This is a genomic window from Prevotella sp. CAG:255 (genome assembly GCF_000431195.1).
In the GTDB taxonomy this organism is placed as follows: domain Bacteria; phylum Bacteroidota; class Bacteroidia; order Bacteroidales; family Bacteroidaceae; genus Prevotella; species Prevotella rara.
The window spans coordinates 24,387-38,602 of record NZ_HF986778.1; the positions used below are offsets into that span (position 1 = coordinate 24,387).

The window sequence follows — 14,216 nt, forward strand, 5'->3', positions numbered from 1 at the left end:
GGTTGACAACAGTTACAACAGCCATGGCCAGATTGATAAATGCCTGACCGGTCATGGTGTCAACATTAAGGGCAGCCGGCTTGCCGTCGTCGCCACTCTCGCAGATGCTCTGCACAACAGGTATCTGAGCCAGCAAAGGCACGTCCATCTCCTTGGCAAGATTCTTGCATCCTTCCTTGCCGAATATGTAATACTTGTTTTCAGGAAGTTCGGCAGGAGTAAACCACGCCATATTCTCAACAAGTCCGAGGATAGGCACATTCACCTTGTCGTTTCTGTACATGTCGATACCCTTGCGTGCGTCTGCCAGTGCCACCTTCTGCGGTGTGCTCACTATAACTGCACCCGTTATGGCCAGTGTCTGCAGCAGCGTCAGATGTATGTCGCTTGTTCCGGGAGGCGTGTCGAGCACAAAATAGTCAAGCTCGCCCCAGTCAGCATCACCTATGAGCTGCTTCAGCGCATTAGAAGCCATTCCGCCGCGCCACAGTGTAGCTGTGTCAGGATTTACAAAGAAACCTATACTCAGCAGCTTCACGCCATACTTTTCAACAGGCTCAATGAGGTCGCGTCCGTCTTTATGAACTGCATAGGGACGGAAATCCTCTACACCGAACATCTTAGGCATTGACGGACCGAAGATGTCTGTATCGAGCAGTCCGACCTTATAGCCAAGACGTGCGAGAGATATGGCCAAGTTGGCAGCAACGGTGCTCTTGCCCACTCCGCCCTTGCCAGAACTTACGGCAATGATATTCTTTACGCCAGGAAGCATCTTTCCGGCCTCGGGTCTAGGCTTCGACTTAGTCTCCACCTCGATGGTCACCTCAACGTCCTTGCTTACATGATAGTGTATGGCAGCCTCGGCAGCCTTGATGGTAGACTTCATAAAGGGGTCGGTGTCGCGCGGAAATATCAGCGAGAACGACACCTTCATGCCGTCAATACGCAGATTGTCGGCCACCATCTCACTCTCTACAAGATTCTTCTTGGTACCCGGATACGTAACGGTAGCCAAGGCATCCATTATCAGTTTTGGATATAATGTCATAATGTTTATTTTTTATATTTCACAACAAGGCAGTCAGTGTCTGCTTCATATACTTATTCCAACAAAATCCATGCCTAAAAGCTGGCACACTGCACATTATCGTAATTTTACTGCAAAATACGCAATAATTATGCAAATAAACAAATTTTTAATCTGAAAATACTCCGACAAAACTATATAACCAACAAAATCATCATAACTCATTAACAAACGGGCAAAGATGCCATACGTCCAGTGATGCCGCAGCCTTTTAGCCCCAAGACAAAAAGTTTGACCTGTCAACTGCATACAGCTGTCAACCGATAACAGATAAACACCAAAGCGAAATCAACTTTAATCAGGGAAAGGACTATTTGAAGTCTACCAAATTTAGGAAAGGCCCCAAACTCCGAAATACAAAAAACTTTTTCGCAAAAAACTCATCACTCATCACAACAGGGTTTAACACTCTATCAATCAGCTACTTAATGCGTGACGAGTTGAAAACGCAACTCATCACATCACTGTTATTTCTTCATTTTCCGAACAATATAAAGCCATTATATCAATACTTTTAGCCGCAAAATCAGCCTCAACAGGCCAAATACAGCTGTATGTGACGAGTTGAAAACACAACTCATCACACATTAACATCCTGTCATTCAACGTCTTACATACGATTGTGACGAGTGACGAGTTTTTAACAAAAATATTTTCTGCATACACCAGGCTGCAACACCAATGCAAAAGCATACATTCCGCAATGCAAAAGGGCACATATCACGATGTAATATGTGCCCTTTTGCAAGGTGATTAGCGACCTTTGGCAGCATGGATTTGCCATCCAAAACTAAATATCCCCATAAAAACAATCATATATACAATAAAAAATCTGTAACTTTAGCCTTTGAGAATATCGGGGGAAACCTTGATGTATCATAATTAATATAAAGCTTATCATTAACAATTAAACAGATACACTAAAAATATCGTCAAAAATTACCAAAAAAGAAATTCTGCTGTTATGTTTTCCATATTCATTCGTATCAGTAGTATATGGAACGAGATATATTGACATCCTCATTCATGGACTTGCGCGACAAGCTGCACCACATCGCATTGAGATATCTTCAAAACGATGAGGATGCAAAAGACGTACTCCAGGAATCATGGCTAAAACTTAAACTCAAAAATAATGTGTCAGATCCTAACGAGGCGAGAAACAAGCTTGTCTGTGTATTGCGAAATGTTTGTATAGACAGACTAAGGAGGACAAATATGAAGACTATAGATGAAGTAAAAACACCGGTCTCTCTGCAATACGAAATGGAAGTGGAAGACATAAATACGTTGGAAAATCTGTTGAAAGAAGAACTGACACCTCTACAACAACAGATATTCAACCTTGTGACACACGAAGGTTTTGATTATGAGCAGATTGCCGAAGAGTTGTCAATGTCGGTTGAGTCTGTAAGAATGAACATGAGCCGTACCCGCAGAAAAATACGTGAAACTTACAAAAGATTAAACAGATGAAACAGGAAGTGAATTTAAGCATCAAGGAAATAGAGACACTATGCCTTCTTTATAATGAGTGCCGGCTGTCTGTGCAGGAAGAAACTGAACTGGAATATATATTGCTATGCACGGCATACAGTTCAGACATTATAAATGAGACGAAAGAGCTTATGGGCCTGTCGCGTCAGATGAAGCTTGCAGATGATACTTCAGCACGCCACAGACGTACGCCTCTACAAAAAGCTCTTATATGGACTTTGTCAGCAGCTGCAAGCGTTGCCATAATATTGACAGGAAGTGTTTTCCTGTATAAAATAAACGAAATGGGCACTTCAACTGGCGACAGCCATTATGTCGCATACGTCAAAGGTAAGCAGGTAGACGAAAAGACTGCACGAAAAATAGCAGAAACAGAAGCAGCCAAGGTAGAAGAGTTCATGCAGGCTATAGAAAGACAAAAGGCCGCAGAACAAAACAAAGTAAAACAATTTTTTAACAATCAAAATAGTAAGAGATGAAACGTTTTCTGATTTTTTTCTTTATGGTCCTAATAGCACTGACAGCCAGTGCAAGGCCCCCGAAACTGAATGTGGAAAAGTTATTTGACGGCAGATATAACAACAACAAGAGTGTAAGCATCTCTGTCTATAAAAGTAACGGCAACTATTATCGCGGAATAACCGTGAAAAACAATTTGAAGATAATAAAGGCTATAGCAGACGCTATAGAAAAGGATAAGCCGCGCGCTAAAGACTATTCCGACTATCAGGGAGATGACGGAAGATACACGTCACTGCAGATTGTCAATAACGGTGAGACCATATATATCGGACTGAAACGTGACAAATCAGGCGGCGGTGCGTTCTTCTTTATTCAAGGAAAAGAAAAGGCTTTTAAATAAAAGATTTTATATGAAACCATACGTTTTCACTTTGTGGTCACTATTTTTTGCCATCCCCATGTCAGCTCAGGACCAAGCAGACTCTACAGCAACAAATTGGGAAAGACAGCTCGAACTGAAAGAAGTTGTTGTGATGGCATCACGCACCGTTGTAAAACAGGCTCCTGACAGGATTATATACCTGACTAAAAACGACCAATATGCCAAGGGTATGAACGGTATAGAGGTGCTTGACCGCATACCGCGCGTATCGGTTGTGAACGATATGGTTACAGTAGCAGGTAAAAGTTCTGTAAAATATATCATCGACGGACATCTCATGGAGATATCAGACGAGGCTATGGCCTTGCGTCTGAAGAATCTTCAAGCAAGTGGAATTGAGAAGATTGAGGTGCTGACCACTCCTCCGGCAAAATATGGAGCGAACAATAACGTAGCCTATATCAGCATAACATCTAAAAATGAATCTTTAGGCACACGTGGAAACATATGGACAAACGGAATCATCCGTGAGTCTTTCTGTTATCAACTTGGAGGAAATGTATCGCATACGACACGTAAAGTAGAATTGTCGGCAGATGCCAGTTGGAATGATTCTAAAGGCATCAATGACCTGGACCGCACTTACATTTTTCCTTATTACACGAAGATTTCACAGCGCACAACAAATTACAGGAACAGAACTTTCGGGGCGAACGGCTTGTTCAAATATAAATTTACAAATACACTGAACGCAGGCGTCATACTTAATTATTATACGAACAGACTGAACAGCAAACTTTTTGATGTAACGACAGACCGGGGTAATGTATACAGTTCTACAAACTATTCTCCTTCACGCCCGGATAACGCATTAACAATTACTGCTTTTTCAGACTGGATGCTGGATACAAAAGGAAAAATGCTCAGCCTAACTTACAATTACTACGACAAGCAAGCGCAGAGTTTTTCGGACGTAACAACATCAGCAAACAATACGGATACAAAACTTACAAACACAGGCGACAACAAATATCATATTCATTCAGCCAAACTGGATGCCATACTGCCATTAAAGTTATTCAAAATGGAAGCAGGACTAGCTTTTACATGCATAGGCAACAACACAGCTTTGGATGTACTGTATCTGGAGAACAATTCTTGGATGTCAGATACAAAACAAAGCAATGCCTTCGAATATGATGAGAGTACGGCCGTAGCGTATGTCAGCGCAGAGAGAAATTTTACAAACTCTTTTTTCGGTAAGCTCGGGCTACGGTATGAATCTACACGCACCAAAGGATATCAGCGGGTAAAAGATGAAGAAAGCAGATATAGCTATAATCATCTGTTCCCAACAGTTAATCTCAGTTGGAACAGCCATAAAGCAGGACGTCTCACACTCTCTTATTCTATGGGAATAACAAGACCAAACTTCAACGACCTGAATCCATATAAATACTATACTACAACGAGCGACTACGTGTCTGGCAATCCTGACTTACGCCCCAGTGTTGCCCACAATGCAGAGATAAACTATAGTTTTAAAGGAATATATGCCGTTTTATATAATTCATACAACAATGATGCCATCGGCTACATCACGCGGTTCAATAACGACGGCTCCCAATACACCATACCGGAAAATCATATCAACAGCAATAAGACAGGACTATATTTATCATATTACCGTTCTTTTTTCGGATGGTGGAACATCAACCTTGACGGCGAGTTTTTCCACACATATGCCAAATCAAAACTTACTGATTACAAAGATGCTGACGATAGCAGTTGGAGCGGGAAAATTGAATTCAATACATCATTCATACTGAACAAACAGAAAAATCTGATTCTAGATATGAGATTCAGCCATTATTTTCCTTATCATGAACGCATGATAAGATACAAGGCTATGTCATTGCTCGGCTGTTATTTAAGATACAACCTGCTGAACGACAGACTCACACTGACAGCATCTGTTACAGATCCTTTTGGATGGAACACAACAAAATCAACAGCTATTTATAACGATTATAAGGTTTACACACGAAACGACATTCACGCCAGCTCTGTATCATTTCGCATATCATATAACTTTGGTAGAGACAAAGTAAACAATGTCTACAGGGATACAAAAGAGCGAGAATCAAAGAGGGCAAACTAAAAAATAATGCCGCATGAACTCTGACTGAGTCATACGGCATTGATTTTATTCTATATAAAGGAAAAACTTTACACTCACTTCATCTTCACCTTTCTAACGGCTATCGTCCTGCCATCTCGCGTTATCTCAACAACCGCAACACCCGACACGGACGCCTGAATGTTCTCAACAGAAGACGATGCCACGCATGAAGCAGTCTGGACACCGTCAGCAGAATAAACGGCTATGCGGTCGCCTGTCTCAACACCGCTAACGCTAACCCTGTCACGCAATGGCGACCATGCGCGTATGTCCGCATTCTTATCGTCATCGAGCATACGGTTGAAGCTGATAGTGAAGCGTCCCGATATGTCGCCGCCTTCAACAGAGGTGAAGTCATAGCCGCCATCAAGCAGATTGGTCTGTTTGCCAGTCTTGGCATCTTTAAGCACTACACTTTCATAGTTGCCGGCATCACAGGTTTCTGGTATATAGAACGTGTACATGCCTGGTTCGGGCAACGTAACGCCAACAGCCACCTCACCGCCCTGGCTGACAGCTGACAACAGCGAATAGCGTGCGCCCGAGCGTGCAGCGTAAAGCTGCGCTACGCTGTCGGCAGCCATCCACTTGACGCCATCAGAGGCGATGTCGAAATAGTTGCGTGCCTCATTTTCAGGCACAGCGTTAAGCTGCAGCACGTCGGTCTTGTCTGCCCCGGCAGCACGCGTTGCTCCGGCCTGACTCAGGCCTACCGTAAGATTTGCAGCCGCGGCATAAGGCACGCCGTCTTTCTGCTCAGAGGTCTTGATGCCGACAATCTCTGCATCCTTCAAGGTTGCAGTCTGTGTGAAAACTGCATCACCGGCAGGAATATATCCTCCGGCAGTTTCGCCGGCAGTGTTTATCGTCTTATATGCACCCTCTGTGTATCCATATATCACGCGGCCGTATTCCATGTCGCCATAATTCATTGCGCAGAGATAAGGCGAACCGAAGAGGTTCCAGCTCATGTTCTCCTTATGTGTGAACTTATTACCAGCTGACGAACTTGAGTTCCATGGTTCATTATAGTTCCATTTATAAAGCACGACGCTCTTGTCTGCTCCACCCTCACTATACTGTTTTCCACTGAAACGCACCGTAATATTATCGTTTGAGGTGTTTTCAATGAGGAAGCCCTCTGTTGTTCCTATTTGCGCAAAGCCGCCGTCTGTCCATGCTTTTCCGTCAGATCCGTCATACTGATAACTGTAAGCAGCACGCATCTGTCCACTGTAGCGCTTCAAGTTATAACCGCTTAAAGGACTCATACGCTTAACTTCAAACGGCATTACGGCCAGGTCGTTGCCATTTACTGTTACATCGCGTTCAACAGCAAAGTTTGTCAGCGAGATGTAATTGCCGTTGCCGCGCAAACCGGCCTGATGTTCCAAAAGCAGGTATCCGGGGTTGAAGGCGTTGCCATTAGGATAAACTCCTGCTTTGACCGAAAGTTCTTGTCCCTTGCGTACATACACCACTGACCTGCCAACGGGATAGTCATCTGCCGTAATAGCGTAATCGCTGCTTATATTCCATGTCTCAAAGCAGCCGTTATCAACTGCGTTGCGGATTCGCCTGTTGCCTATAAGGTCGCGCTCATGGCCTACTTTCATTATATACTCGCTTATATCCGTCCGGTTACCTGTCGGATCAATATCCTGCGAGGTCTCCATCAACTGATATTCCCAGTAATCGTCCGTAACATAACTGTTCGTTTCTGCAACAGAAGCCCGGTTGTTGCCACTGCCGGCTGCACCGTTTATGGCTTCCGCCGACGTCACATTAACCGCCTTAACAGCATTGACTGAGCCCAACACCAACGAATTATACAACAAGCCGCCTGCGGCACCCTCAACACCATTATTAACAATCGAAGTGGAAAGTACACCGGCATTAACCACCGGCTTGCCTGTAATCTCAAATCCATCTATCACGCCGTCAGCACCTATGGTAACGTTCTCCAATGAAGAGCGGCTTGCGGCAACCAACATGCCTTTACGCTTGCTCAGCAAGTCAGAAACAATGCGGTCAGTTTCTGTTTCAGCACTCCGCTCATCGTTCATGCTTCCATACACCTTGGTATTTCCAAGAGACATATTCAGCAAGCCCGTATCATGATAATTGCCGTGAACAAAAACGTAACCATTCTGTCCTAAATGTCCCAAAGCATACAAACCGGCCAAATCAACAGCACCCTGCAAGTCGCCAAGAGCCGTCTCCCAGCTCTTTCCGTCAGCAGTTGCCGTAAGGTCAGCCTTAACATAAACAATAGGCTGCAGCGGTGCTTCATACTCGTATGCACCAACATCTACCGACCCGTCAACAACTCGCTGGTTATTGCCAAGATCTTTCTCTTCAGCCGGAATTGTCTCCGCTGCCAGAGCCTGCTCTGCATAATTGGCATTGCTGCCCTTATTGAGCAACTTCACACTTGGGCGTATACGATAATCGCGATTATAGACATCTGCATTATCCGGATCGCGGAAGTTAGGACCTTCATTGACATTATCGTTTGCCACACCACGGGTTATTGCCACATTCTTGTTGTCATCGTCTGTTGTCAAATTCTGTGTATCGTTATTCCATGAAACAGAGTTATAAACAGACGGCACTGATGCAGAGGTGGTAAGATCTGCCTTGTTATTGGCAAACGTTGCATTCACCACCGTGGTCCGGCTGTCGGCTCCATTAAGTCCTGTACCTCCGTCGGCAAACAGCGTATTGACGAGCAGAATTTTGCCCGACGAACCAGAAACTATATTCAATCCATTTGCCTTATTGCCACGGAAGCCTGCATTTTTAAGCGTAACCTTGCCTCCGCCCGTACTTGCCTGCATTCCTGTTCCGCCGTTTGAATTTTTGTTTATAAAGGTAAGTCCTTCTATCGTTACAGGCTTGTTGTTGGCCGCAACGTCCATCAGCAGGCTCGTTACGTCGGCATTGCTCTCCTGAGTTGTAATTACTGTAGGCTTGCTGAAATCCTGAACACCCGACTCATTATATGAGCCTTTTACATTCAGCGACTCGCCATACTGAGTATCACCCATAGACACTGTAAAAGCCGTACCTGTTGACATTCTTGGCAATGAATACTCACCGGCTTTAATATAAACGGCCTTATCCTTAACTGTACCTCCTGTAGGATTGGCCATAGCCGTCAGAGCTCCGCGCAAATCAGAAGTTGCATTTGCCCAGTTTGATCCATCTGCCTTTCCGCTCTCTACCGTTGCCACATATATAGCATCCATCTGCGGGAACGTTATTTCGTACTGATATTCATATAAACCTATGTCTATAGGCTTATCGGCAGAAGTTCCGTCTTCTTTCAAAGGACCAGCATAACGGAGATATGTGTCCATATAGTCTTTATATCCCATGTATTGTGTGGCATATTCGCCGGCATAGCTCCGCATCCAGTCTGCGTATGCACCGTCAATAGTTCCGCTTCCGGTTGCCACCTTATGAGTTCCGTCTCCGGCATCAGTCAATACAGATATTGCAGCGGGATTCCATTGATTGTTGGCATCATTGCCGGCTACACCTGCTGTTGATGAAGGCTTGGTAAAGCGAGGTCCGGTTACTGAAGTATTGTCTGTAGAAAGAAGAATATTGGTATCGCTGTATTTTGACAAATCAACAGCATCGCTCGCACTGTGAGTGATCGACGTATTTGTTTCGTCTGTCTGCGGAATATTCTCACCTGTAATTTCATTACCCCACATTAACGTATTTGTAATAGTATTTTTGCCATTGTGGTGGTAAATCACCGCATTGCTTTGAGCCTTATTTCTGACAAAAGTATTATTCATTAATGAAACTTCAGGAACATAATTCGGTCCAATTATTCCATCTGCATAATTTGTTCCGATGGCTCCGCCCTGGCCTACTGTCTCATTATTCACCCAAAGAGTATTTACAGCATATAACCCTGCATAGACTTTAGGAGCATCAGAAACGCCCGCTACATATACAGCTCCACCTCTTGGCAGCTGAGTGGGCACTACAGGCTGGGCATTATCCACCGTGCCGTTACCGGCCAGGATGGAATTTACAATGGTCAACTTGGCGTCACGCATATAGACAGCTCCGCCGCGAACTGCAAAATTATTGATGAGACGGCAGCGGTTAAGCAGATAAGACACTCCGTTAGAATAGATGCCTCCACCTCGACCGATTTCGTCAGTATCAGCCGCATTACTTAATATGTTTGAAGTTTCACCGTCCATAATGGTCAAGCCGTCTAATATAACAGGATTAAGCGGTTCCTGATTTTTTCCTGCATCAGAATAAACTACATGATAAACATTCTTAACCTGCTCTGACACGTTGACATTGCCTGAGAGAATTACCTGACTGGCAAGTTCCCACGGCTCGTTGATGCCATTCTGATTAAAGTCAGAATAAGCACGGTTAGATAAAATTTCACTGATGTCTCCCATGCAAGTAAAGCTGCCAGTTACCCCCGGAATAGATACAATATCCTGACCATCGGCTGACTTAGAGGTAATTTGTTCTGTTCCGTTAAATCCTCCATAGATGCTCACACCTTGCGGAATAACATAAGAGTTCTGTCGCTGGTCTACAGTCTCAGTGCTTGCATCCATACGACGGTAACTTGGTTTATATGTGCCGCCGGCCAAAAGGATTTCAAACCTGTCTGTTTCTTTTGCAACACCATTTTCACGAACAGCCTTGATATACTCCAACGCATCATCAAGCCATGTCAACGATGTATAGAAAGAACGCCCTATATATTTGTCCATATCCTCACCTTCGGGCAACTGCACATTTGCGCCTTGTGACACGAAGATGCGGGTAAGCAGGACGTCTGTAGGTATGGTTCCGCCTTCAAACGCGAACGCTCCGGCATCAATACGAGGCATATCGGCCTGAATACGTGGTATACCCTGCATATCAACAGAAGAGATACCTAACCGACTGGCCATAGCGTCCTGATATACAGTATCCATGCCATGCTTTATCAGTGGCGAATAGGCCTTCAACAATCGAGAAGACGATGCAAAGTAAAGATCTTCATTGCTTTCCATTGTCGTATTTTCAAAATTAGAAGGCATCTCATATGTCTCAACAAAAGAATGGTTGACAGGATAAAATGCAGAAATGCCATGCTCAACAGAAGACCACACATCATCATCTAAAGCCTCTGTCAAGACACCACTGATATTTTTGTCAGAAGGTGCCGTATTACCCCACAATATTGAATTGGTCACCATCATAGCACCATCCTCGAGGAACAAGCCTCCACCTATAGATGAAGCAGTATTGTCAGTCACTGTACATGACACCATGTGAGCTCTGCTGTCTTTACCGGCATTTGTATTATCTGCATATACCCCTGCTCCATTTTCTGCCGTATTATCCATAATAAGCGAACCAGACACAATGCCTCCGGGCAAGACATAAAGTCCACCTCCTTCAATAGCCTCGCAACGGGCCACGACACAGTTGCGCACATGTGCCCAAGATGTTACGACAGCACCGCCCCCACGCGTATTAGGATTGCCGTTACCGGCCATAGATGTTGCCTTGCCGTCAATAAGATAGATACCGTCTATGATACTCTTCTTATCGTTGCCGTTCCAGTCAGAAGGCTTCTCGCCGAACGTAACGGTATGATATCCGTTCACCTTCTGTTCCAACGAGCTACTATTATTTATAGCCGACAAAACTGTTTTATATGTAATCGGATCGCGCTTATATCCGTCGTTGTCATCATCCCAGTTGCCATCCTTATCGCTGAACCCGCCCATCACAGTAACGCCATAAGGAATTACGTAAGTGTAGCTCTGCGGATCATCCTGATTACTTAGTGTATTTGCGTTATAAACAAAAGAAGCGCTTTCATAACCGGCTAATTTCACAATTGCATCCATTCCTGTCTTTGCACGCTCACCTGCAGCATTAAGCACACGCTGCAGTTCCATTGCACAAGACGCATTTTCTAAAGAAGATCCATCTGATGTTCCGGTTCCATTCTGCGTAACATAATAAACTCCATTTTCATCCGGCTCAATCTGTATGGCATCTGCACTTTCATAAGCACCTTTGTCAACAGTACAATACTGAATACGTGTGACACCGGCTGCATCGACATAAATGTCGTTATCTTCAACATAAATATTGTTTCCTTTATTAATACAATGTAAACCGGTCGTATTATTCAATAGTTTATAATTATCATCAAATGGCTGATTAGCCTTTGCCTTTGAAATCATCTGATTATAATCATTGCTACCGATATTCATTTGGAATGTAGCATCAGGATTGTTCCATAATTCAGATGTAGTTTGAGAGCTTTCGGCAATAGAAGCATAACAGTTGATCAAATTTTTGTTTGCTGCAGCCTCTGTTCCACCATCAGAATATCCAGGTCCTCCCACCTGAATAGTATTCTCACCACCGGTTCCATTGCCTGCATTTCCCCAAAATATACAATTATAAAACTTTGAATTCTTCGAATCATCCCAAACGCCACCAACAACAGCGGATTTACCATTTGTATTACCATAATTATATGCGAATGTGCAATTATAAAAAGTTCCAGCACTATTTATAAATACGGCAGCTCCAAGTATATTTGAGCCCCATGCCAACCATCCAGACCCTACGCTTGTCGCAACATTATCCACAACAATAGAATTAATGAGCGTGCCTCCATTCATGTGAATACCCGCACCACAGGTATATCTGTCATTATTTTCTTTATTCGTTTTATTCGCTTTTATGATACAGCCATCAACAATAGAACCAGATGACATACTAATACCACCGCCACCTATAGATTTTGTATCACTTCCCCATGAACTATATGTATTTATATGCGTATTATTTTGAACAAGACTATTCTTTAACTTACCGTTGCTCATCAACTTAACACCTGCTCCGTTACTGTCAGCATTGTCTCCTTTTGTAGCTCCATTCTGAATAACAAACCCTTCCCAAGTAGTAAGTTTATTAAAGTTTGCAGGCTGTGTCAAGACTCGTCCACCACCCTGTCCATCTATAACAGTCATAAAGTTGCTGTTGGCATTAGATATGTCGCGGTTTACACCATCTAGCTTATTGTCAGGATTGCCTGTTTTGGCAAAACCACCAAGCACATTGACACCATCCTTCATTGTTACACGCTCATTGTATGTTCCTGCAGCTACCCATATAGCTTCAGTGGCAGTTGAAGCCGTATTCAGTGCCGCAGTAATTGTTTTCTTTGCACTACTCCAAGACAAGCCATCATTCTTATCATCACCATTTTCACTACGTACATAAATTACAGTTCCGTCCACAGGGAGCTGTGCCTCATAGGCACCTAAATCGGGTGCACCTCCACGACTACGGGCTGACAACGTAATGTCCGTTGTTATTCCACCAATAGCTTTTCCAACATTAACTATCGGGTTCTGATTGGTAGGCTGGAACGACGAGTAGCCGCCTAAATATGTGTCAAAACCCAACGAAGCACCAGATGTCTTTGTCGGGTTAGAGAACTGAGCTGTAGAAATTTCTATGGTGTGAGTATTTGCTGATGTGTTTGCCGTTGAGAATGAAGAAATCAACGAAGCATTGTCAGAATAAGCCTTGCCATTGTTATTAACTATAGTAACAAAGTTCATCTTCAAATTTGCTCCATCACCGTTTACCACAGCTGCAGCTTCAGTTATATTCGTATTGTTATTTACGACACAGTTATTCATCGTCAAAGATGCATTACGTGCATCAATAGCCGAACCTTCTTGAGCCGTATTGTTCTCGAAGATACAGTTGTTAACCGTAACATTTGCTCCATCATGCACAAGCAGACCTGCGCCATATTGACGGCTTGCCTCACCTGCAGCGTAACCGTTAATAATATGAAATCCGTCAAGACAAACTGCAGCTCCTTTAGCAACAGTTATACAATGATACAATCCATCTTCAATATTCTTGCCTTCATGATTACCGTTTATAACAGAACGATAAGTCAGTGGATTACGTTCAACCGAAATCTTGTCGTCTGATCTATGATAGCCTCCATAAATATACAAAGTTGCCCCACTTGCCGATGCAGGAATGTCTATAGTTGCAGTTTGCGGATCAAGGTTAGTAAAAGCATAACGCGGCCATATATCACCCTCCATCACATGCACCTCAAGACGTTTGCTTCCAACAGTTTCCTTATCAAGACCTGACAAATAGGCAATAGCCTCATTAAGTGAGCGATAGCCATTTGCCCATGAACTGCCGTCATGAGTAGCCACAGCACATTCAACATCAACATATACTTTCAAGGCATCTCCTGTATCTTCAGGATTAATATTGGTAGCCTCAACCGAATAAGCACCCACAGCCGGTTTCTGAGCAAATCGTGTCCCGGCAATATCTATTTCAGGAGCAACCAGCACATCATCTGGGAATGTACCTAACGTCATACCACGAGCACGCAGATTTGCTCCCGTTACAGGTTGCCAGAAATAGTTAACATCTTCCAATAAACCTGTTACACCTGTAGACTCAGGCAGGCCTTCGGCAACAAAGTCAGGACTGAGCACGCCTTCTTCAGCAATATTATTGCTCTCTGCCAACGAGATTACTTCCTGCTGAAG

At 43.7% G+C, this 14,216-nt stretch carries 6 protein-coding genes; 4 read left to right on the plus strand and 2 right to left on the minus strand.

The window, feature by feature from the left end; translation table 11 throughout:
* The coding region (locus tag QVO66_RS02620) for an Mrp/NBP35 family ATP-binding protein (protein ID WP_288172478.1) at positions 1–1,051 on the minus strand (1,051 nt) is incomplete at its 3' end.
* 1,035 nt (positions 1,052–2,086) lie between these two features.
* Here QVO66_RS02620 and QVO66_RS02625 point away from each other — a divergent pair.
* The 4 genes from QVO66_RS02625 to QVO66_RS02640 all read left to right on the plus strand — a co-directional run bounded on the left by QVO66_RS02625 (position 2,087) and on the right by QVO66_RS02640 (position 5,592).
* Positions 2,087–2,566 (plus strand): RNA polymerase sigma factor, encoded by a 480-nt coding sequence (locus tag QVO66_RS02625; protein ID WP_125103860.1) that lies wholly within the window; start codon positions 2,087–2,089, stop codon positions 2,564–2,566.
* Positions 2,563–3,066, plus strand: coding sequence for a hypothetical protein (locus QVO66_RS02630; protein ID WP_021853843.1), 504 nt, complete (start codon positions 2,563–2,565; stop codon positions 3,064–3,066). The genes QVO66_RS02625 and QVO66_RS02630 overlap by 4 nt, the downstream gene beginning before the upstream one ends.
* Before the next feature lie 71 nt (positions 3,067–3,137).
* A complete protein-coding gene (locus QVO66_RS02635; RefSeq protein WP_125103858.1) occupies positions 3,138–3,449 on the plus strand; it encodes a hypothetical protein in 312 nt (103 codons plus the stop codon).
* Between the two features lie 10 nt (positions 3,450–3,459).
* Complete coding sequence (locus tag QVO66_RS02640; RefSeq protein ID WP_021853845.1) at positions 3,460–5,592, plus strand: TonB-dependent receptor domain-containing protein; 2,133 nt, start codon at positions 3,460–3,462, stop codon at positions 5,590–5,592.
* Positions 5,593–5,666: 74 nt separating this feature from the next.
* Here the strand turns inward: QVO66_RS02640 and QVO66_RS02645 are convergent, their stop codons facing one another.
* Positions 5,667–14,195, minus strand: coding sequence for a hypothetical protein (locus QVO66_RS02645; protein ID WP_021853846.1), 8,529 nt, complete (start codon positions 14,193–14,195; stop codon positions 5,667–5,669).
* Positions 14,196–14,216 lie beyond the last annotated feature (21 nt).